Annotated in this window: 22 protein-coding genes and 2 tRNA genes; 12 read left to right on the top strand and 12 right to left on the bottom strand. The window is 28.7% G+C overall.

Annotated features, from left to right (window positions below):
• Positions 1-89 precede the first annotated feature (89 nt).
• Positions 90-281, top strand: a complete 192-nt coding sequence (locus tag ECH_RS04695) for a hypothetical protein (protein WP_052281500.1) — start codon at positions 90-92, stop codon at positions 279-281.
• 36 nt (positions 282-317) lie between these two features.
• Positions 318-983, top strand: coding sequence for a hypothetical protein (locus ECH_RS02860; protein WP_011452757.1), 666 nt, complete (start codon positions 318-320; stop codon positions 981-983).
• Between the two features lie 319 nt (positions 984-1,302).
• Here ECH_RS02860 and ECH_RS02855 read toward each other — a convergent pair whose 3' ends face one another.
• On the bottom strand, positions 1,303-2,484 hold the full coding sequence (locus ECH_RS02855; protein WP_011452756.1) for an argininosuccinate synthase: 1,182 nt from the start codon (positions 2,482-2,484) through the stop codon (positions 1,303-1,305).
• A gap of 266 nt (positions 2,485-2,750) precedes the next feature.
• Here ECH_RS02855 and ECH_RS02850 point away from each other — a divergent pair, with 266 nt between their 5' ends.
• From ECH_RS02850 to xth, 4 genes are all read left to right on the top strand, one after another.
• Complete coding sequence (locus ECH_RS02850; protein WP_230577177.1) at positions 2,751-3,374, top strand: outer membrane beta-barrel protein; 624 nt, start codon at positions 2,751-2,753, stop codon at positions 3,372-3,374.
• 373 nt (positions 3,375-3,747) lie between these two features.
• Positions 3,748-4,440 (top strand): hypothetical protein, encoded by a 693-nt coding sequence (locus ECH_RS02845; protein WP_006011521.1) that lies wholly within the window; start codon positions 3,748-3,750, stop codon positions 4,438-4,440.
• Between the two features lie 204 nt (positions 4,441-4,644).
• Complete coding sequence (gene argJ, locus ECH_RS02840) at positions 4,645-5,910, top strand: bifunctional glutamate N-acetyltransferase/amino-acid acetyltransferase ArgJ (RefSeq protein ID WP_006011519.1); 1,266 nt, start codon at positions 4,645-4,647, stop codon at positions 5,908-5,910.
• Positions 5,911-5,937: 27 nt separating this feature from the next.
• Positions 5,938-6,783 (top strand): exodeoxyribonuclease III, encoded by an 846-nt coding sequence (gene xth, locus ECH_RS02835; protein ID WP_011452753.1) that lies wholly within the window; start codon positions 5,938-5,940, stop codon positions 6,781-6,783.
• Positions 6,784-6,989: 206 nt separating this feature from the next.
• Here the strand turns inward: xth and ECH_RS02830 are convergent, their stop codons facing one another.
• The gene (locus tag ECH_RS02830) at positions 6,990-7,760 is read right to left on the bottom strand and encodes a hypothetical protein (protein ID WP_011452751.1); all 771 of its coding nucleotides are present in this window, start codon (positions 7,758-7,760) and stop codon (positions 6,990-6,992) included.
• Positions 7,761-8,092: 332 nt separating this feature from the next.
• Between ECH_RS02830 and ECH_RS02825 the strand changes: the two genes are divergently transcribed.
• Positions 8,093-8,164: transfer RNA gene (locus ECH_RS02825), tRNA-Met, on the top strand.
• Here the strand turns inward: ECH_RS02825 and ECH_RS04690 are convergent.
• On the bottom strand, positions 8,158-8,799 hold the full coding sequence (locus tag ECH_RS04690) for a hypothetical protein (protein WP_226988389.1): 642 nt from the start codon (positions 8,797-8,799) through the stop codon (positions 8,158-8,160). The two genes, ECH_RS02825 and ECH_RS04690, sit on opposite strands and share 7 nt — an antisense overlap.
• Positions 8,800-8,995: 196 nt before the next feature.
• Positions 8,996-9,739, bottom strand: a complete 744-nt coding sequence (fabG, locus tag ECH_RS02820) for a 3-oxoacyl-[acyl-carrier-protein] reductase (protein WP_006011569.1) — start codon at positions 9,737-9,739, stop codon at positions 8,996-8,998.
• Positions 9,740-10,495: 756 nt separating this feature from the next.
• On the opposite strand from fabG, the gene putA reads away from it, so the two are divergent.
• On the top strand, positions 10,496-13,630 hold the full coding sequence (gene putA / locus ECH_RS02815) for a bifunctional proline dehydrogenase/L-glutamate gamma-semialdehyde dehydrogenase PutA (protein WP_011452748.1): 3,135 nt from the start codon (positions 10,496-10,498) through the stop codon (positions 13,628-13,630).
• 583 nt (positions 13,631-14,213) lie between these two features.
• A complete protein-coding gene (locus tag ECH_RS02810; RefSeq protein ID WP_006011156.1) occupies positions 14,214-15,494 on the top strand; it encodes an adenosylmethionine--8-amino-7-oxononanoate transaminase in 1,281 nt (426 codons plus the stop codon).
• A 179-nt stretch (positions 15,495-15,673) separates the two neighbouring features.
• On the opposite strand, the gene terL is transcribed toward ECH_RS02810, so the two are convergent.
• From terL to ECH_RS02775, 7 genes are all read right to left on the bottom strand, one after another.
• Positions 15,674-17,083: a phage terminase large subunit gene (terL, locus tag ECH_RS02805; protein WP_011452747.1), complete on the bottom strand. Its 1,410-nt coding sequence runs from the start codon at positions 17,081-17,083 to the stop codon at positions 15,674-15,676.
• Between the two features lie 112 nt (positions 17,084-17,195).
• Positions 17,196-17,792: a hypothetical protein gene (locus tag ECH_RS02800; RefSeq protein WP_006011159.1), complete on the bottom strand. Its 597-nt coding sequence runs from the start codon at positions 17,790-17,792 to the stop codon at positions 17,196-17,198.
• Positions 17,793-17,933: 141 nt separating this feature from the next.
• The gene (locus tag ECH_RS02795; protein ID WP_011452746.1) at positions 17,934-18,542 is read right to left on the bottom strand and encodes a hypothetical protein; all 609 of its coding nucleotides are present in this window, start codon (positions 18,540-18,542) and stop codon (positions 17,934-17,936) included.
• A 49-nt stretch (positions 18,543-18,591) separates the two neighbouring features.
• Positions 18,592-18,981, bottom strand: a complete 390-nt coding sequence (locus ECH_RS02790) for a phage tail tube protein (RefSeq protein WP_011452745.1) — start codon at positions 18,979-18,981, stop codon at positions 18,592-18,594.
• The gene (locus tag ECH_RS02785; RefSeq protein ID WP_011452744.1) at positions 18,959-19,369 is read right to left on the bottom strand and encodes a hypothetical protein; all 411 of its coding nucleotides are present in this window, start codon (positions 19,367-19,369) and stop codon (positions 18,959-18,961) included. The genes ECH_RS02790 and ECH_RS02785 overlap by 23 nt, the downstream gene beginning before the upstream one ends.
• Positions 19,366-19,920 (bottom strand): head-tail connector protein, encoded by a 555-nt coding sequence (locus ECH_RS02780; protein ID WP_006011730.1) that lies wholly within the window; start codon positions 19,918-19,920, stop codon positions 19,366-19,368. The genes ECH_RS02785 and ECH_RS02780 overlap by 4 nt, the downstream gene beginning before the upstream one ends.
• A 47-nt stretch (positions 19,921-19,967) precedes the next feature.
• On the bottom strand, positions 19,968-20,318 hold the full coding sequence (locus ECH_RS02775) for an ECH_0659 family protein (protein ID WP_006011733.1): 351 nt from the start codon (positions 20,316-20,318) through the stop codon (positions 19,968-19,970).
• Between the two features lie 248 nt (positions 20,319-20,566).
• Here ECH_RS02775 and ECH_RS02770 point away from each other — a divergent pair.
• Together ECH_RS02770 and ykgO are read left to right on the top strand one after the other, a co-directional pair.
• Positions 20,567-20,659: transfer RNA gene (locus ECH_RS02770), tRNA-Ser, on the top strand.
• Between the two features lie 38 nt (positions 20,660-20,697).
• Positions 20,698-20,826 (top strand): type B 50S ribosomal protein L36, encoded by a 129-nt coding sequence (ykgO, locus tag ECH_RS02765; protein ID WP_006011728.1) that lies wholly within the window; start codon positions 20,698-20,700, stop codon positions 20,824-20,826.
• Positions 20,827-21,143: 317 nt separating this feature from the next.
• Here the strand turns inward: ykgO and ECH_RS02760 are convergent, their stop codons facing one another.
• Positions 21,144-22,037, bottom strand: coding sequence for an RNA polymerase factor sigma-32 (locus tag ECH_RS02760; RefSeq protein WP_011452741.1), 894 nt, complete (start codon positions 22,035-22,037; stop codon positions 21,144-21,146).
• A 116-nt stretch (positions 22,038-22,153) separates the two neighbouring features.
• Between ECH_RS02760 and hpf the strand changes: the two genes are divergently transcribed.
• Entirely contained in the window at positions 22,154-22,747 is a 594-nt protein-coding gene (gene hpf, locus ECH_RS02755) for a ribosome hibernation-promoting factor, HPF/YfiA family (protein WP_011452740.1), read from the top strand.
• Position 22,748 lies beyond the last annotated feature (1 nt).

Genomic DNA, 22,748 nt, shown 5'->3' with positions numbered 1-22,748 from the left:
ATTATATTAAAATAATAATAAAAATATTTACTTTACAAAATAGTTCTGTACCCTCATGATTAATATATATGTGTGTTATTAGAGGGTTTATGAGAGATAATAGTCATAAAAAAAATAGGTTGTTTAATAAGCGTAAAATTCATAAGTGGCAAATGGCATATATTGTATTGTCAGTTTCCTACTTAATATTATTGACTAGTGCATTTTTTATCATGTTGTATGGATCTAATAATATACAATTTTTAGCAAGTTACCTTTTGCTAATAGTTGCAGCTATGTGATTTATCTCACAATTTATTAATATTACATGTAATATATTGAATATTATTAATGTAAGGCGAGAGCTGTCGGAACAATCAAAGAAGGACAATAGTGCATTAAGTGATGCTAGGAAACAAATAGCTGTAGCATGTGGTTTTATTGGTGAGTCTACGGGATTTTTAGGTATAGCTTCTATATTACTAATTTTAGGAAGTCACTTATTACCTTTTAGTTCTATAGCTCTTCCTCTTCGTCTTTTTAATATTGTAGCATCACTATTTTCTGTAACATATGGGTCTATACTTTTGATGAAAAGTATTGAAGGCAATGCTAGATCAAAACAGTGCAATAGTGTTAGAATAAGGTTGCATGCTGTGTGGTCATTATTGAATAGTGTAATCTTTGTTTCGTTGGGAATTTATAATCTTTTATATGAAACGTTATTACATGAGGTTTTAGACTTTTCTGCTAATCATGATCTTGCTATGCTTTTGAAAGCTGCTCTCTTTATTGGGTATGCAGTTATTTTAACCTCTATTTTCCTATCACAAGTTTTTGTACCAAGTCATGATCCTGTAGCGAATAAATCCAGTAATACACTAGAGTCAGAAACAGCAACATTACTTGGTCAAGAAGGATGTGAAGAATTGTGTGCAACATTATTAGAAGTAGATCCTATTAATGTGAATAGGGGAGAATTAGATAATAATAGGTGTTGTTAATTATAATTTTCCTATTTTCATTATTTAGCAAGCAGGTAAATGTTATTTAGCGGTACTTTTACTAATTGTGAAAGGTTGATTTGAGTTAGTGATATTAATTAAATTTAAATAACAGTTTTATTAGTATAGCAATTTTTCTATTGTAATTAATTTGCAGTAGTGAAATGTGTGACATTGCTAATAGTGCAAATTTCATTTCGTATTATAAGAATAAGTCCAAATCTTAGGGTAAATATATTAGTGATAATACTTTGATTTGGACTTAATGCTACTTAAGATGAATATTGTTATTTTAAAGGTACAATATTAAAGTAAAATGTTAGCTATTTCTTAATCTTAGAGAATTTATTTTAATAAATCCTTCTGCGTCTGTATGATTATAATTTCCTGATGAGTCAAAGCTTGCTAGGTTATGTGAATATAAGCTATTTTCTGATGTTCGTCCTACAACCATAACAGATCCTTTGTATAATTTTAAGCGTACTACTCCATTTACTTTGTCTTGTGATTTATCAATAAGTGCTTGTAACATCTTTCTTTCAGTAGTCCACCAATATCCATTATATATTAGTTTAGCATATCTTGGCATTATTTCATCCTTAAGGTGTGCTGCTTCTCTGTCTAAAGTTATACTTTCTATAGCACGGTGTGCGTGTAAAAGAATTGTTCCTCCAGGAGTTTCGTATACTCCTCTTGATTTTATGCCTATATAGCGATTTTCTACTATGTCAATAATTCCTATACCATGTCTACCACCTATTATATTCAATTGTTGTAATAGATTTGCAGGTGAAAGGGGTACATTATTTATTGCATGTGGATCTCCGTTTTTAAAGGAAATTTCTATATATTCTGGAGTATCACTAGCTAATTCTGGAATTACTGATTTGGAGAGCATTGTATAATCAGGTTCAATATATGGATCTTCTAAAGATTTGCCTTCGTATGAGGTATGTAATAGGTTTGCATCTATAGAATATGGTGGTTCACTTGCTTTATCTAAAGGAACATCAATACCATGCTTTTTTGCATATTCTATTAAACTATTTCTTGAAGTCAATTCCCACTGACGCCAAGGTGCTATTACCTTTATATTTGGATCGCATGAATAATATCCAAATTCAAATCTAATCTGGTCATTTCCTTTTCCAGTTGCTCCATGTGCTACAGCATCTGCTCCTGTAAGGTGAGCTATTTCAATTTGTCGTTTAGCTATTAATGGCCTTGCTATAGATGTTCCCAATAAGTAATATCCTTCATATACAGTATTTGCTCTAAACATGGGGAATACGAAATCTTTTACAAATTCTTCTTTTAAGTCTTCTATAAAAATTTCTTTTACATTTGATGCAGCTGCCTTTTGTCTTATTGCAGACATATCATCATTTTGACCTAAATCTGCAGTAAATACTACTACTTCACAATTATAATTTTCTTGGAGCCATTTTAATATAACTGAGGTATCTAATCCCCCTGAATAAGCTAATACTATTTTTTTCATAGATAATGGAAATATTAATTAAAGACTAGATTTTATTGTATTTTGATTGGGGTGACAACTTAATTACTGATTGATTAGTAATAGTGCAATAATATAAGATTTGATCTCTTATTAAATGTTGATTAAATTACAATGCAAATAATATTTTATATTATACATAATTTATTGGTAAGAATGTAGTTATATTAATGAAAGCTATCTTGTATCTACAGATTATACTCTTAGTATTAATTTGTTTAACACACAGTAAAGTATTTGCAAAAAGTATGGTAAGTGATTCTGTTAGCAAGTTTTATGTTGGTGGATCTTATGGGTATGATAAAAAAATACTGGAATTTAAAACTGGAGATGGATATTTAGATTTTGATTTTAATGTAAATAATGTGACTGGTTATAATGCAGGGTTGACATTAGGTTATATATGTCCTAGTGCCTCTTTAAATAATTTTAGAACTGATCTAGAGTTTATGTATATAACTAAGAAAAAAATAGATAATAATAAAGAAGTAGTTGATGAAGATAGGGAAAAGGTCTTACAAAAAAAGATGTTGTATTGGAATAATAATAAATACAAAGTTTTCTTTAATTTGTACTATGATGTTGGTAATTTTTTTAGTATAAGAGACTTTACATTTTTTTTTGGAGCAGGTGTTGATCTCCATAATTTCATTGGTAAACTTTTGAAAAATACTGAAACTTTAGATCTTAAAAGTAATTTAATGATGCAAAGCATTGTTGGAATAAAGTATCAGTTATTAAATAATATTATTATGTATGGTGGATATAGATATTTTATTGGTTATATGAAACCTAAAGATAATATTAACTTTAAACGTTGCTATATTTTAGGATCTTACGGTCTTATGTTTGGTTTAGAGTTTGTTTTTTAGTATTATTCATTTGTACTAAGTATTGTTTATAATATATTGAACTTCTTTATTATTATATTTTATCAATTCACTAGAATATTTTTATTTATTATTATGGAATTTTTAGCGTTGTATATTTTTATGTTTAAAATGGGAACACATAAATAATACGTAAGTATATATTAAATCTAATTCTTAAGAAAGTTATTTATCTTATTGATAATATGTCTAATATATAGGTAGCATGCAGTTACAAGTGATGTATATAGTAAGGGAATAATGGTATAGTTGTTTATATGTTTATCGATAATGTTTAAATTATCATAATGATTTTTATGTTGACTTGATAATAGAGAATTATATATCAAATATATAGTTAATATTTTTACTCTTTATGAAAAATTATATATGTGTTATTGTATATTTTGCAGTTGTTACATTTAATTTTGATGCTTTAGCAAATCATTTTTATCTCAAAGGAGGCTATAATCTTGTTGGAAATTATTCTGATAGCTTTAAGTCAGAATATATGGGTTATAAACGATTTAACATAGATATTAATACTGCAGCTGGATATCAATTAAGTAATAATTTTTTCTATGAAGTTAAAGTAAGATATGCAAATATAAAACCTGCTATACAAAAGTTAGAGTATTTTGAAAAAATAGATTTAATTGATATATTACAGAGAATTATTGATAAGAAGGTTTATATATCGAAAATAGAAGATATATTTAAAATCAATAGTGTTACTACTCTTATTAATTGTGGATATGATTATGTTATTAATAATAAGTTGATAGTATACTTAAGTTATGGAGTTGGTATTGCTGGTTTATTGAATTATCAGGGATTTAGAAGTAATGTTGCGACTCATTATGGTATGAGCATCCAAAGCGAAGTTGGGTTATGTTATCTTTATAGTAAAAAAATGAATTTATGTATCGGATATGACTATCTGAAAAATTATTGGAAATATGACACAAATAAGATCTATGATGAAGATGGTAATACTGTGGTATATCATTTTCAGGATTTTCAGTTGAATTCTCATACTGTATTTGTTGATTTTAAGGTCATACTGTAATTTAGATCTTACTGTGCTTGAAATACATGTTATTGAGATTAGTTTTTGATACAAAAAACGCAATGATAATGTTGAAGTTGATTTTAGAAGTTGCTTATTTAAAGTTTAATATTACAAGCAAGTTTTAGTAATTTTTTTCAATAACTTTCTTGCATTATATGCATATACTTTATATAACTTAAGAAGCATTAATTGGTAGTAGTAATGGTCAAAAATTTTTCAAATAATCCAATTAGATTTCTTATTTCTCCTCTTGCTCCAACTAATTTTCCTGTTATGCCTGAAGTTGATGGAGTTGAGTTGTATTCTTTTGCTTGTGGTATTAAAAACATTGTAGATGAACTTGATCTCCTAATAGTTAAGATGCCAGATAACACTAGTGTAGGTGGGGTATTTACAACATCTTATACAGCGAGTAGCAATGTTGAACATTGTAGGAAGATACTTCCTCATGGTAAGGCAAGGGTTTTAATTGTAAATTCTGGTAACTCCAATGTTGCTGTAGGTGTTGGAGGGTATAAAGCCGTTGAAGAAATTACAAGGTTGTGTGCAGAAAGGTTTGATTGTTCTACTGAAGAAGTTTATTTTTGTTCTACAGGAATTATAGGTATTCCTTTGCCGGTTGAAAAAATTAAATCTGTAATACTAGATCCTATGTTGGGTAGTATTAAAAGCTCTTGGGAAGATGCTGCTGATAGTATTACTACAACTGATACCTTTGTAAAGATGGTCACAAAGGAGGTATCAATTTGTGGTGAAAAAGTTACCATAAATGGGATATGTAAAGGTTCAGGTATGGTTGCTCCAAATATGGCAACAATGTTAGCGTATGTTTTTACCAATGCTAACATTAAGTCAGATGTATTACAGAAATTGTTGAAAGAGTATGTTAATGTATCTTTTAATAATATTACTGTTGATGGTGATACATCTACTAGTGATTCAGTTTTAATATTTGCGACAAATCTTGCTAAACATAAGCAAGTATGTTCCGTTGATGATCAAGCTCTTGATGACTTTAAAGTTGCTTTAAAAGATATGCTAGTGGAAATGGCACATTTAATTGTAAAAGATGGAGAAGGGGTCACGAAATTTATTGCAATTAATATTAAAAATGCTACGTCAGTAGATGCTGCTAGAAAATTAGGTTTTTCAGTAGCAAATTCTTTGCTTGTCAAAACTGCTATAGCAGGTGGAGATGCTAATTGGGGTAGAATAATGATGGCTATAGGTAAAGCTGGGGAACCCTTTAATAAAAATGAAGTATCATTAAAAATAGGAACCCATGTAATATTAGTAAATGGTGAAATTAGTTCTACTTATGATAAAGCTTCTGTTAATCAATACGTAAAAAGTGAGCAAAATATTTATATCGAAGTTGATATTAATGCTGGTAATTTCGATGCAACTGTGTGGACCTGTGATTTAACTCATAGATTTGTTGATATTAATGGTAAGTATTTAACTTAATTTGATAAGTAGTTTTTAGAGATCACAATGACTTTAAAAATAGCTACATGGAATGTCAACTCTATTAGGAAAAGGTTGGATCATTTATGTAATTGGCTAATTAATAGTGCTATTGATATAGCGTTGTTGCAAGAAATAAAGTGTACAGATGAACAGTTTCCTTTTTTTGATGTGGAATCATTAGGATATAAGTGCTATGTACATGGGCAGAAGGCTAGGAATGGAGTAGCCATTATAACAAGGTATCCTATAGTTGGGGAATTGGTTACAAGTATTTTTTCATCTGATTACAAATCTAAGTTATGTTACGAATTAAGTTCAGAGAATTTTATTTATAATTGTGATGAGTCTCGTTATTTGGAGTGTGTAGTTCTACATCATAATATTAAAATTCGTATTGCTAGTATATATGTTCCTAATGGACAAAGTATTGATTCTGATGCTTTTCAATATAAACTTGGGTTTTTTGATCAATTAAGAGAACATGCATTATCTTTACTTAAAAAAGAAGAAATTTTAATATTAGGTGGCGATTATAATGTAGCACCTTATCCTATAGATGTCTATGATCCTGAAGTTATGGATGGTAAATTATGTTTTCATAAGTCTGAAAGAGAAAAGTTTCGATCTATTTTGAATTTAGGGTTTACAGATTCTTTTCGTGTATTGAATGACTATGAAAAGAAATTTAGTTGGTGGAATTATAAAGCAGGTGCATGGCAGCAAAATAGGGGTTTAAGAATAGATAACTTGTTATTATCACCACAAGCTACAGATAAGCTATTGTCTTGTGTTATTCATGATAAACTTAGAGGATTGGATACACCTTCTGACCATGCTCCAGTTGTATGTGAACTTGATTTAAGTTCTTAATGATTAATTAAAGATTATAAATATTTTAGCATTATAATATAAGTATACTGCTTATCAATATTGAGCATTTATATTTTACAACATTAATATATATTTTGTTTATCAGTAATTAATAATACATACAGTAATTTTGCTAGAAAGGTAAGGATATGCATATGCATTGTGATTGCAAACATAAATATTTACTGTGTAGATCTGATATGAGTTTACCTACTGTAGTGTGAGATTCCTTCTTCATGTTTCAGAAGATGTTCCCTTTCTTCATCTGTGTTAAATCTTGTAGGTTCTACCTGTGCATTTAGTAATATTGAGGGATCATTTTCTCGCATATTTCTCATAAAGATTAGAGAAGTAATAATTGATATGTATACTGTAAATAATATAATTTTAAAAATATCATTGGCATTGTGTTTTATAAAATAACCAGTAAATGTAAAACTTACATTTGCTATTGATATGATTAATGCTGCAGACCAGTTTATTATTGACCATGTTGTATATTTTGTGGACTTATTTGTATTTTTTAACTGTTTGTGGTTTTTAATGTCTGTATTTAAAAAAATGGAGGCATATTCTATAACGAAAAGTGAAGATAGTATATTAAATATAGAGGCAGCTATGATCATGGGTTTATTCATTGGCAAAATTAAAATAGCAATGGTTGATATGATGTTAAGTGCCAGTAAACTTGTTGCTTCTCCTATGACTCCTAAATAAGAGAATAGAGATTTTTTTTGCAGCTCTATTTTTCCTTGATGGTATTTTAACATAATATTTAAATTGTATATTATATTAATACCATAGAGTAATAATGAAGATATGGATAATATTGCAGTGTATGGAAATATAAGATTTTTGATATGTTGTGGAATACTTGATATTAACTTTATTATAAAAAAGACATTCCATAATGATAAAATTATTGCTATTGCTATAAGATGGATTTTTGTATAACGTGAAGCCTTGATTTTTATCATGTTATATCTTTCTATTATGTGAGTTAGGATTTGTGTCTTGATTTAAAGTAGTAAAAATTTGAGTATACAATATATTTTTTACTATGTAAATATATTTACTTGGATGTAGAAGAATTTTGCATGCTATCATTAAAGCTTTTTATTTATATGAGTTGTAATAGAAATAAGGTATTTTTACTGTAAATATGTATAACCAGGTAGTGTTGAGTTATTTTAATATTTATAAATTTTGATATTTTTTATATTTTAGTTATAAAGCATTATTTTACTAATTAATTACTATATAAATTATGTTGAAATTATGTAGATCGTGTGTTATATGATTACCTAGGGGCTAAGTAGCTCAGTGGTAGAGTAGGAGAATCATAATCTCTCGGTCGCGGGTTCGAATCCCTCCTTAGCCACTCAATTCATTAGCATTAGAGAGTCCTTGGTATTCTATTGTGGTATCTGACATTTTAGAGCTAATGGATGATTCTATACTGAGTATTACTGTCAATATGATTATGCTAGCTGCAATACATGATATTCTAATTATTGGGCCAAGAGGGAAGTTAGTAGGTCCATTATTGCTGTGATTTTCTGTATTGAAGAGTGCAAAGGATTGTGTTTGTTCTAAAACATTAATGATTTTTCCGATGAATGCTATAAAACTTATAACTAGTGATGTTATAGAAAGATAAAATAAAATTTCTGCATCTTTTTTGTATGCTGCACATTTATCATCTTTCATTCTACGATAATTAAAATATACTAGCAGTGGTGATGCTATTAATAACTTGATTAATATACAAGCAAAGTCTACAGCTCCTTTGGTATGAATCGTTGTTTTTTTACTTGATACTATCTCTAAATTACCTGCTGCTACTTGAGATACTGCAATAACTTGTATTATTATTGCGATTATAGTACTAATTACTTCAGCTGCGTATGCTGCTTTTTTATAATATAATAAGGAATCGTTATCATTTGTGTAATGTGTGCATGTTAATTCATAGGATGATAATAAACATAGCATAATACGTGCTGATAAAACCATTAGCACATTAATTAACAGTAGGTCTTTATTGCTAAGCTTTGAAGGAAATCTGATTAATTGTATAAAAATTGCGAATAAGAACACCCCAAAGTATATAGTATTAGCACAAAGTGCTATATAATATTTGGTTTTATATGTTGCTTTTTTAAAAAGAAACATGTGTCTTTATAAATTAGTGTATTAGCATTGTACCACATTAATACATTAACATTCCACCATTTATGTGTAAAGTTTGGCCTGTAATATATTTACTTTCATCGCTGGCTAAAAATAAAACTGCAGCAGCTACTTCTTCTGGTGTACCTATCCTCTTCATTGGGATATGTGTTATAATGTTGTTACGTTGTTCTTCTGATAATGCATCTGTCATTGGTGTTTCAATAAACCCTGGAGCTATACAATTTACAGTTATATTGCGGTTTGCAAACTCTTTTGCTATGGATTTACTCATAGCTATCATACCAGCTTTGGATGCTGAGTAACTTGCTTGTCCAGGATTGCCGGTAAATGCTATAATTGAAGATATGTTAATTATCCTTCCTTGATTGTTTTTTAACATTGCACGACATGCATTGCGGTTTAGTTTAAAGGTTGTGGTTAAGTTTGTGTTGATAACTTTGTGCCAGTCTTCATCAGAGGTACGTAATGTGAGTTTATCTAAGGTAATGCCGGCATTGCATATTATGCCATCAATACCAGACATAGCCTTGCATGCATTGTCAATTAAGCTATTAATCTGTTCATCGTTTGTTAAATCACAAGGTAAAGTATATATGTTACCTGCACTTGAGTATTGTTCTGCAATTTCCTGCAATACAGGTGCTTTAGTACCTGAAATACACAGGATAGCTCCTGCATTTGATAAAGTTTTAGTTATAGCTTTTCCAATACCACCAGATGCTCCAGTAATCAGAAATCTTTTTTGTGACAAATTGAACATGTAAACCCTAACGTTAACTCAAATATGGGCATGCTACTTTATTTATAATGGAAAGTAAAGGGTTGTATTCTTAAACTGAAATTAAATATGATAAAGGATAAATTATAGGTAGTTATCTAAATAAACATTAAAATTTTTACATTATAGACGGATATTATAGTATGTTATATTTTAGTAAAACTATAAAGTAAAGGACTAAATAAGTTTGAATAATCTATATAATATCCAATAAGTGCTAGACATTAATTTTAGTGTTCTTAAAATGAAATAAAGTGTATTATAGAGTATATTTATACATGAATTTTTAGAATTAAAAGTATAGCAGGTATATTTTTAGTTGTATTACTTTGTAAGTTATGTGTATTTAAATTGAATAAATGTTATTATACATATAACCATTACTTAAATAAGGTTAGTGTAATATTATTATTATGAAAGATATGCAAAAGTTTGTGTTTTTTTATAGTAGTAATGTGTTTAAAGTATGGTATATAGTGTTTATATTGATGTCTTATTGTGTGTGTTACTTGTTTATATATTCTGTTAGAATAGTTGGTTTAGAAATTCATGTGACTCTTTGAAAAATAATAAAGTAGTGAATTTTTATAGAATATTATTAATATTTATGATAAACAAAATATTTGATTTTTATTAGTGTGTTTAATTATTAACTTCATAATGAATTTGATTAAATGTTCTAATGTTAACTAATATGCTGATGTTGCAAATATTAGGTATTAATGGGAGATATGAGAAATGATAAGTGCATTACAAACGCCGAATGAAATACGTAGACGTATGCAAATGTTGTATCGTATAGAAGAAAATAGTTGTACAAGATATTTGACAGAAAAAACAGAAATATCACAAGATTCTAAAATTAGGATTTACAGTGTTGCAAAACAAATAATCGAAAGAATAAGAGTAGATAGAAATTTAGGTATAATAGATGCTTTTATGCAAGAGTATGGTTTGTCAAATGAAGAAGGCATAGCTCTTATGTGTTTAGCAGAATCTTTGTTAAGAATACCAGATGATTGTACAATAAATGATTTAATAAAAGATAAAATAGGGAACAGTATGTGGAGTAATCACATAGGAAGTTCTTCATCGATGTTTGTAAATGCAGCAACTTGGGGTTTGTTTATAGGTGGAAAGGTATTAAAGGATAGTAATGATAGTACTAGATGGTTTGGTACCATAAATAATTTATTGAAAACAATGGGTGAGCCTATCATTAGAAAGGCAGTGCAACAAGCAATGTGTATTTTAGGAAAGCATTTTATAAAAGGAAGAGATATCACAGAAGCACTTAACAATAGAAGAGAAGGGGAACTGTATTCATTTGACATATTAGGGGAAGCTGCAAAAACAAGAAAAGATGCAGAAAGGTATTTTACTGAATATATGGCAGCAGTGGATAGCATAGGAAAGTCTAAAGTTAATAATGAGATAGGAAATTTGATAGATTATGATGAGATATCAGTAAAAATATCTGCATTGCATAGTAGATATGAGTTTTCACAGATAGATAAAGTATTAGATGAGATAGTAGACAAATTACTTCAAATATGTAAATTGGCAAAAGAACATAATATTCGTGTGTGTGTTGATGCAGAAGAAGCAAGTAGGCTAGAAATATCGTTAATGATACTTGAGAAGTTACGGTTTGACAGCAGTTTGAATGGATGGGAAGGTTTAGGATTGGCTGTACAGGCATATCAGAAGAGAGCATTTTCAGTATTGGATTTTGTGGAAGATATATCAGTAAGATCCCATCATAAAATGATGGTAAGGCTTGTAAAAGGTGCATATTGGGATTATGAAATAAAGAATGCTCAAGAATTGGGGTTAAGCAGCTATCCAGTGTTTACAAGAAAAGTATATACTGATGTTTCATATTTAGCGTGTGCAAACAAAATTTTAAGTAAGCCAAATACTTTTTCTCCATGTTTTGCTACACATAATGCTTACACATTAGCTGCGATATTAGAGATGGCAAATAAGGATCATCCAGGATTTGAATTTCAAAGATTGCATGGCATGGGGGCTAATTTGTATGAGTATGTAACACAAGAATTAGCAGCAAATGTTAAATGTAGGGTTTATGCTCCTGTTGGAAGTTATCAAGATTTACTTCCGTACTTAATTAGGAGGTTATTGGAAAATGGGGCAAATAGTTCGTTTATTAATCAGTTAAATGATAGTAATGTATCATTGGAACAGTTGATAGAGGATCCATTAGAAAAAGCAAGAGAATTAGAATATTTACCTCATCCTAGTATACCATTGCCGAAGGATATATTTGGTCCTGAGAGGCTTAATTCTATGGGTATTGATATTACTGATTCTGTTACTTTAACAAATTTTAATGAAGAAATGAAAAATTATCAAACTTGTAAATTCAAAGCAGCTCCAATTATAGGTGGAAAAGAATTAGATGGTAATTTTATAGAGGTATTTTCTCCAACAAATTCTGAGGATATTATTGGGGAAGTATTATTTACGGATACTGCACAAGCATTATCAGCTTTAGATATGGCTTATAATGCATTTAAAGATTGGTCTAATATTCCAGTTTCCACTCGTGCTGCTATATTAGAAAAAGCAGCTAATTTAATAGAAGAGAATAAGGCAAAATTAATAATGTTACTCATTAGAGAGGGAGGTAAGGTTATTTCTGATGCTATTGCAGAGATAAGGGAAGCTGTTGACTTTTTACGTTATTATGCAGTTCTTGGAAGACAAGAGTTAGAACAATCAAGAAAGTTGCCTGGTCCTGTAGGGGAAGATAATTACCTTTACTTTAGGAGCAGAGGTGTATTTGTGTGTATATCTCCTTGGAATTTCCCATTAGCGATATTTGTTGGTCCTATTGCTGCAGCATTGGTTACTGGAAATACTGTACTTGCAAAACCTGCTGAACAAACTTCTATTATTGCTTATGAAACAGTGAAACTATTGCATGATGCTGGAGTACCAAAAGAAGTTCTACACTTGTTATTAGGTAGTGGTAAAGAATTAGGGGAAGCATTGTTAAGGAATGAAAAAATAGGTGGTGTAGCATTTACTGGTTCAACAGAGACAGCTAGAATAATTAATCAATCTATTGCAGAAAAAGAAGGTGGTATTATTCCATTCATAGCTGAAACTGGTGGTTTAAATACTATGATAACTGATACTTCTGCGTTGATAGAACAAGTTACGAATGATGTAATAACATCAGCGTTTAAGAGTGCTGGACAAAGATGTTCTGCATTAAGAGTGTTGTTTGTACAAGAGGAAGTAGCAGATAAACAAATTGAAATGATTTGTGGGGCTATGGAAGATTTAGTTGTAGGTGATCCTATGTTGTTAAAAACAGATATAGGTCCAGTGATAGATAAAGCGTCACAAGAAATGTTGATAGCTCATGAAGATAGGATGTCACGAGAAGCAAAATTGTTATATAAAGTTAAGTTAGGGGAAGATTGCGAAAAAGGTTATTTTTTTGCTCCATGTGTATATGAAATACAAAGTATATCTCAGTTAAAGAGGGAAGTATTTGGTCCAATATTACATATAATCCGCTATAAAAAAGGAGACTTGCACAGAATTTTAGATGAAATTAATAGTACAGGATATGGTTTAACATTTGCTGTACAGAGTAGAGTACAAAGTAATATTGATGTTATTATTGATAGTGTCAATGTTGGAAATGTTTATGTAAATAGGAATCAAGTCGGAGCAGTAGTAGGAGTACAACCTTTTGGAGGGCAAGGGTTATCAGGTACTGGCCCTAAAGCAGGTGGACCATACTATTTACATAGATTCCTAACAGAAAAGGTAGTGAGTATTAATACTACAGCTTTAGGTGGAAATACTACATTAATGTGTTTAACTGATCAGTAAAAATTTTGTAAGTGAGACATTCACAAATGTTCTATTTATGTTTTCATAAATACTTGTATAGGTCATAATCAAGGTTGAAGTAATAATAGGCCTACGCTTTTATGAAAGCTAGTCTCACTCTGAGTAGGTTATAATGTTTGTGTAGATTGTTGGCAGAAAATGTAATAAATATTGATACTACATTTGGATACTAATACTTGTATGGATCGTAATCAAAGTTAAAGTGATATAGGTCTACGTTTTTATGAAAGCTAGTTGACTCTAAGCAGGTTATAATGTTTGTGTAGATTATTTGGCAGAAAATGTAATAAATGTTAATACTACATTTGGATACTAATACTTTCAGTATAAGTGTGAAGATTTATATAGTACGTATATGTTACCCTATTTATGTTTTTATAATATTATATAGAGTAAATCTAGAGTTTTATGGTCAATGATATTGACTGTATTCCTGTAAGTTTATCTTTATTGTAATGAATAATTAGTGTATGTTTAATAATGGTGTTGACATATGTATGATTGTAGGTTGTATTTTTTTATAATATAATTTTTGTAGTGTAATCCTTTGTTATAAATAGTTATGTATGCGGATTTTTGTACATGGTTTGATGAAGGGTATCAAAATATATGGATGCCTTATGCGCAAATGAAAAACTCGCCTTTACCATTAAGGGTAAAATCTGCTAGTGGATGTTATATAACGTTAGAGGATAATACAAAATTACTTGATGGTATATCTAGCTGGTGGAGTGTATGTCATGGATATTCTCACCCGCATATTGTTCAAAAAGTTCAGAATCAAGTTGCTAAGTTATCGCATGTTATGTTTTCTGGATTAGCACATGAACAAAGTTATGTTTTGGCATCTCGACTTGTTAAAATTTCGCCAAAGCAGAAAATGAGTAGAGTTTTCTTTTCAGATTCTGGATCCACTGCTGTTGAAGTAGCTATGAAAATGGCAGTTCAATATTACCAAAATTTGGGGGATACAAATAAGTGTAGTTTTATATCTTTTGTTAATGGATATCATGGAGATACAATGGGGTGTATGTCAATATCTGATCCTGAGAAAATTCATGGTACCAAGTTCAAAAAATATCACCCTTTACAATTCATTTTACGCTTACCGCAGACAGAAGAAGAATTTAAGGATTTTACAGATATAGTATATTCTATAAAGGACCGTGTTGCTGCTATAATTTTAGAGCCAATCTTGCAAGCAGCAGGTGGAATGTTAATTCATTCTGCAAGTACTGTAAAAAAGATTTGTGAGATTGCACGAGATAATAATATGTTATTTATAGCAGATGAAGTGGCAACAGGTTTTGGTAGACTTGGAACTATGTTTGGATGTAATCAAGCAGATATTGTGCCAGATATTATGGTAATAGGAAAAGCATTAACAGGTGGATTTTGTACATTGGCTGCAACTTTAACTACAGAAGAGGTTTATAATGCATTTTTATCAGATAATATAGATGATGCTTTTATGCATGGTCCAACTTTTATGGCAAATGCTTTAGCTTGTGCTGCAGCAAATGCTTCACTAGATCTTTTTGAAAATCAAGATTTAATACAAAATGTGAGTTTAATTGAAAATCAATTAATATCAGAATTAGAGATATTTAGACAGTTAAGTTATGTTACTGATATTAGGGTAAAAGGTGCAACTGGGATAATAGAGTTAGAGAGTGGATTAATTAATAAGAATGATATTATAAGTAAAGGGGTTGAATTGAATATATGGATACGTCCTATTAATAATGTGATATATATTATGCCACCTTTTGTGATCAATCGTAATGAACTTACTAAATTAATAACATCAATATATATTATCCTTAAAAACAACTATAGTTAATAGGTATAGTATAATGTCAGCATGGTGTGTATTTTTAATGCTATATTCTCTCCTTAGTGTGCTTACTATATAAGCATTTATCATGTTATTATTTTAGTCATATTTTTTTTCTGTATATATAGAGATGTTGATAATTATAACGATTAATCATAAGAGGTTATATTGTGAAAATTGTGAACTTATATTTCTCTGATGATGACATTGTTTGTAATGTTATTGTTAATCCAATGTAAGTATTGTGTCATACTATCGATTTGATCATCATTTTGTGTATTTGGAAATGATAGCAATTCTTGTTCAAAATCACTAAGCCATGGAGAATCATATGGTAAAAATATTTTTCGAGATTCAAATATGGGAATAATCTTATAAAACCTGGTCGTTTTATTAGTTGTTGGAATAATACCTATAATAGGTATTGTACTAATATTACTTAATTCTTGAATAATTTGTAATCCACTTGCTTTTTTTTCTATAAGTATTGCATTAGGTTTCCAGTGATTTGCTAAATTTATTATTTCTTGTTTTAATGATTGATATTCTAGTTTTGCTTTGTATATTTCTAACAAGAAGAAGCAGTTGTTTGTATAAGACCATGTTGTGCATACACTGTAATCACTTTTGTTATTAGAAGAAGATGCGGTATCCCAACTTTGAGTTATATTGCTATCTTCATTATCATAAGAAGTATATCTTTGAATCCATTTATATTTTATTATGCCACTTGATAAAAGAATAGGATTTTGTTGATATTGGGCTGCAAATGTGTATGACCCGAGTTCTGATTTTAATTCTTCTATATATTTCCTTCCATATTTTTTATATAGAGGATCTCCTTCTTTTCTTATATGTAAAATATTTCTTGTTTTTTTCCCATATTTAAATTTCCATGGTGAAGTAACAGAGTAAAAAATATTATTTTTTTCTGCTACCATTGGGAGTGATAGTATATGCCATTTGTTATGAGTTTTTTTTGATAATAAATACCCAGTTAAATCATCTGTATGTAATCTGTGCATTACTATTATAACACTGCTGTTTTTGCGATCATTTAGTCTAGTCATAAATGATTGTTCAAACCAATGGCATACACGTTGTCTATAAGTTTTACTTAGTGCTTGCATAGGATTCATTGGATCATCAATAATTAAAATATCTCCACCTTCTCCTGTAATACTTCCTCCTATTGATGTTGCAAACCTATAACCTCTTTGTATTGTTTGAAATTTTTGTTTAGTATTTTGGTCTTTTGATAATATTACATGTGGGAATAGTTTTTGATACCATTCAGATTGTAGTATATATCGGTTGTCTAAAGATAATTTTTCACTGAGTATTTGAGAATAACTTGCAACTATAATTCTGGTTTGAGGTTTTAATCCAAGGACCCATGATGGCCATGCTATGCTAACACATATGGATTTGATAAATCTTGGAGGCATGTTGATGATTAAACGATTGATTTTTCCATTGAGGGTAGCTTCCAGTCTGTCTGTTATGATTTTGAGATGCCAATTATTTATTATTTGATTATTTGGTGATACTGTTTTAAAGCATAATTTGAGGAAATCTAGGAAATTATAAGACATTTTATAAAGATGATTATTTTAACATATAAAATTCTCCAATATTATAATGACTATAATATTGTGTATTATTATTAAGTGTAAGTATACTATACTTATAAAGTATATTCTTAAGTTAAAGTTGTAACTGAAGTTTATTGGTTACGCATTGTTCTGTGTGTTTTTGTATTTTATAAGCAGTTTTAAATTTTTTGTAATTATTATTGTGTGTTATATATTGTGAACTATTTGTTATGGAGTTTTGTATAACGAGATTAGCATTTAATATGCACGAAGGCATTGGCACGATAAGGTGAAATAAAAAGTTAAGTAATTTTAAAAACATGCTTTTTGATTTGTGTGTATGGCTAGTTTTTTTTCTAGCTTTATTATCTCTGCCAAACTTTTTTGCGCCTCTAATGTTTGAAGTTATGGTTTGTCCAGCTCGTTGTGTTGGGTCCATTTCATGAGCTATGGTTGACATTAATAGAGTCTTTATTTCTTTCTTAATTTCTTTTTTTATACAGATTACTGAATTATTTTTTTTAGATTCTTGATATAAATTTTTTTTTATATTAAATACATTAATATTTTGAGATATTTTTTTTGTCTTATTTAGATATTTTTTTATTTTAATTAATTTTTTGTGTGCATATAATAATTCATTAATATTATCAGATATATCAATATGATGGTATATTGCTTTAATTTTTAATTTATGTGGGAAAAGCATATTCTATATTGGTGATATATGAGGTATTATAATATTAATATGTCTATATAAACCTTTTATTAATTCAGATGTTATATTTATATTTTTATATATTTTTTAAATATTTTAATTATATTAGTAATTATATGACATTAATACGTTTTATCTGTTTCTACCTTGTTGATTCTCTTTCTGGATTAGATTAGGTAGATGTAATTTTTGTTCTGTATCCATATCTTTTTGATTTTCAATTTTCTGATTTTCATCTTTACTATTTGTAGTAGCGACTTCTAATATAAGTTTTACTTGATTTAAAATCATTTTAAGTAGTACTATTGCTAAACTTGAGGAATCTTTTGTTGATCTTCCAAATTTTTTTGCATCTTTTCTGTTTGATGCAGCAGTTTCTCCTGCACGTCGTACTGGATCCATTTCATGTGCAATAACTGACATAAGGATATTGAGTTTTAACTTGATGAGATTTTTAATATTTTCAATCTCTTCATTATTCTCATTATTGTCTGATATATTTATTCTATAACTAATATTATTCTCTAGTTCTGCATTTTCTTCCTGTATTTCTTCTTGTTTACCTTCCTTTTTTAAGTATTCTTTCGAAGATACTTGTTTTATTGTGGAAAAGCTATTCAATAAAGATTTATCCTGTGTTATTTTTAATAGAGCAGATATTTCTTTTTCTATTCTACAAAGTTTTTGATAGTTATTACATCTATCTATTATCTTATATATTAATTTTTGTTGTTGTAACACTATTATTGTTTTAGTAATTATTAATGTTTTTAAATATATATTAATTATATTAATAATTATTAAAAATTACTTTTTTATAGCTTATTAAAACCATATTGAAATTGTCAAAATTACTTGACTCATAGTATCTTTCATACAATTCAATAATGCATTTTGCTGATATTACTTCTTTTTTATTGATGATTATTTTAAGATCTATAATATCGTTGTTAAAAGAATATTGTTGTAAAAGTTGATTTGCAGAGGAATAATCTATTATACCTTGAACCTTGAATATTACGTATCTATTTCCTGAGTTTTCCAAAGCAGTTTTCCATCCTGATAACGAAATATTTTTAATGTATTCGTTTTTGTTATGTAAGCTAATTCGTAAGCTTTTTATATTGTTTAAAGATGAAAAAGAGTTGTTGGAGTCCTTAATCTGTAATTCTATTGACATAAATTTTTTTTGCTAAAATAGTAAAATTTAATAGTGCATATGCAATTTCATTGTGCTGATTTGTACTGTAGCTGTATTCTGGAGTAACTTCATATTCAAAATAAGATACATTAGATTTGTGATTCACTAATGAATTGGTGATTAAATTTAATATTTCATATAGTGTATTGGGTTGGTAGCAGTAGATTTTACATGATAATTGTATTTTTAACATGTTACTGTTAAATGTATTTAATGTTTTTAAGTTACTTATATATACATATATATATGGTAATGATACTTTATTAGGTATGATGTCGTATATATCAGTTACAGTATTAGTTAAATTGTTATTTGATTGAAGTAATTTTATAACTGAATTGAATATTTCCTTAGTTATATCTGTCATAAAACTAACTTCAGTTCACGGAAGGGGGAATATATATTTTTTATAAAAGTTAAATTATTAATATTTTCTGATTCTCTATTTTTATATGATATAGCGACGTGATGTAATATGCCATATCTAATTTGTGCTGGTATTAACGCATTGTCTGTATATCCTGCTTCATATAGAATTTCTATTCTATCTCCATGGATATGCTTATTAAATGAAATGTATGATAGTACTGTGTTAACGTGATAGTATTTTTGATCTATCAATTCTTCACTTCCATTTGTGTGTATTATTTTTACATGATTCACTTTTATTATTGGATTAAATAACAATTGTATTTTTCCAGGTATATATCTACTACAGGAAATTTCCCATGTTTGTTTCATTAATGATTTTTCTATATACCATTGTGCATATTCAGATGCCATAGTAATTAAGTTATTAATTAATGTATCATCTTGATTATTGTTAATGCGTAGGAAGGATTTTACTTCTGATAAGGTGATAGGTGAGGATACAGGTACAATTTTACGTGTAATACACAGCATAGAACTTTCTAGCATATAACTCCATGTTATATTGATAACGTTTTTTTATGTTAAGGTTTTTGTTAAAAAACTAAGTTTTCTAATACACTAAAAGAAATTTTGTTAAATATTTTAGTGATGATGTCTTTCTCATATTTATTTAAGCTTTGTAAGCTGTTAGAATTTAATAACTGTTCAACAAGGTATTTATTGAGTTCTTGAAAGTTATGAGAATATATTTTTTTAATTAATGATATTAATTCCTCTTCTAGAGAGTGTTGAAAATGAGTTAAAAAATTGGATGTAATATCTTCCATTTTATTTTCAAATTTTATTTGATATTTTGTAATAATATCATCAATTGTATAGTCAAATTCATCTAGTTTTTTTTGTTGCATAAAAGTTTGTTTGCTGTGGTGAGAAGTTTTTGTCATAGTAATATTAATATTGTATTTGATGTATTATATATACCTGATCTGGTATTGAGGAAGCAGTTTATTTATGTTTTCATTGGAAGGTTTTGTATTACTATTTAAAAAAGTATTAGAAGGTTTGAAAAAATATGTTGGTTGAACGTTGATAGTAAATAGAATTTTATTGAAATTTGCTTAGCAAGTTTTATAATACGTGTTACATTCTGCATTTTTATAAATAAATTTTGTAAAAATATGAAGTGTTAAGGGGAGAGATGGCCGAGAGGCTGAAGGCGACGGTTTGCTAAACCGTTATACGGCTTTAACCCGTATCGAGGGTTCGAATCCCTCTCTCTCCGCCACAAGAGTACGTAATTTTATTGTCGAGTAAGGAAGAGAGATGAAAGTTATTGGGTCGCTTAAGTCTGCAAAAGTAAGGGATAAGGATTGTAGAGTTGTACGCAGAAAAGGCCGTATTTATGTGATAAATAAGAAAAATCCAAGATTTAAAGCAAGGCAGGGATATTAATTAAAGTAGTTTCAAGGTGCTATTATAAAGTGTTTTTTGTGATTTTATTTTGAAACTCACATTAAATTATTTCACCTTAGATTTTTTCTTTATATAGTAATTTGGACTATATTGTTGAAGTGAAGATTTGTTAGTTTATCCTAGTTTTGGTGGTATGGTAGGTCGATTATTGCATTAGGGTATTTGTATAGATGCTTGTATTTACAGTTTGAGTTCTGTCTTATTTCTCTTAACATCTTCTTTTATTTTTCTAAGATTAATGTATATTAGTTTCTTTTTATGTTAAGCGTATAGTTAGATCGATATGCTATTCTTATTTAACTATTGATATTACAATGACCTAGTTTTTCTCTTTCAGATATAATAAAATTCTTTACTTTAGTAAAAGCATGCATTTCTATTTGTCTAACTCTCTCTTTTGATATATTATACTCTTGACTTAATTTGTCTAAAGTATCTGGTTCTTCGATGAGTCGCCGCCTGATGAATATGTCGCGGTATCTTTCATTTAGTGTTGATAAAGCTTGTGAAATTAAAGCCTTTTTTATATTTAACTCTTCATTTAGTAAATATGTATCCTCTTGGTTTGGGGTATCACACTTTATAATCTCTTGTAATTCGACTCCATTTTGATTATCATTAGAGAATACTAGTTCATTCAGGGATCTATCTCTGTAGAGAAAATACCTGTTCATCTGTTCTACTTCTTGTTCAGAAGTTGAACATTTATTTGCAATTAGCTTTATATCTTCTTTTGTAATATTGTGGTTATATTTAAAAAGTTTTTTCTTAATTTTCCTTAAGCTAAAGAATAACTTCCTTTGTGCTTGTGTTGTACCAATTTTAATGCACGACCAAGATTTAAGAATATAGTCCTTAATAAAAGCTTTGATCCACCAAATAGCATAAGTGGATAACCTAAAGCCAAGAGTGGGATTGAACTTTTTTACAGCCTGCATCAGCCCTATATTTCCTTCCATTATTAGCTCTATAAGAGGCAATTCATAATTTTTAAAGCTTAATGCAACTTTGACTACTAGCCTTAGATGACTAGTAACTAACCTATGTGCGTCAGCAACGATCCCATTTTCATACCAATTTCTTGCTAACCTGTCTTCTTCTTCAGGAGACAAAATCGGAAATGCATGCACTTCATTGATATAGGACATTAAATTGTCTTGAGTTAGGGAAAATATAGAATTTGTTAACATATTGACATATGAAACTTGATTACAACGCTGTATTATATCAAAGTGATATGATGATGTATAGTAAATTTTTAGGGTTTTAGTGTATTAATTGTTAATATAATTTTTAAAACATAGCTATGAACATACTTATTACTGCTAGAGGCTTTGACATTACTGATAACATTAAAGATTACATTGAGGAAGCCATAAAAAAACACACAACAAAATTTTTTATAGATGATTCAACAGTTAATATAAAAATGATCTTATCTAAAGATGGAAACCTGTTTAATTCTACCATTGGTATTAGTGATGTCAAGAGTGAATTTATTAGGATTTCTAAAACATCAGATACAGCATATAATGCAATAGATGATGCTGTTAGTCATTTGTGTGGTAAATTACAAAAACATAAAGGTGAAAGAATTAATAAATATCGTCATAATAAAAATTCTGTAAAAGCACAGATGAGATGTTTTGGATATGTATTAGATAGTAATGAAATAGAAAAATATGATGTTAATAACATAAGTGATTCAGGATTGATAATAGAGGAAGATGTTTTTGTAAAGACTATGACTATTGGGGATGCAATTATGGAAATGGAGTTATTATCTTTACCGGCTTTTTTATTTATTAATGCCAAGAGTAATAGAATTAATATGATATATGCTAAAAGTGATGGTAATATAATGTGGGTAGATCCACTGAATATATCTCCGATTAAATAAA

It is taken from the genome of Ehrlichia chaffeensis str. Arkansas (assembly GCF_000013145.1).
GTDB classification, from domain to species: Bacteria; Pseudomonadota; Alphaproteobacteria; order Rickettsiales; family Anaplasmataceae; genus Ehrlichia; species Ehrlichia chaffeensis.
This window is presented reverse-complemented; position numbering and strand designations above follow the sequence as displayed.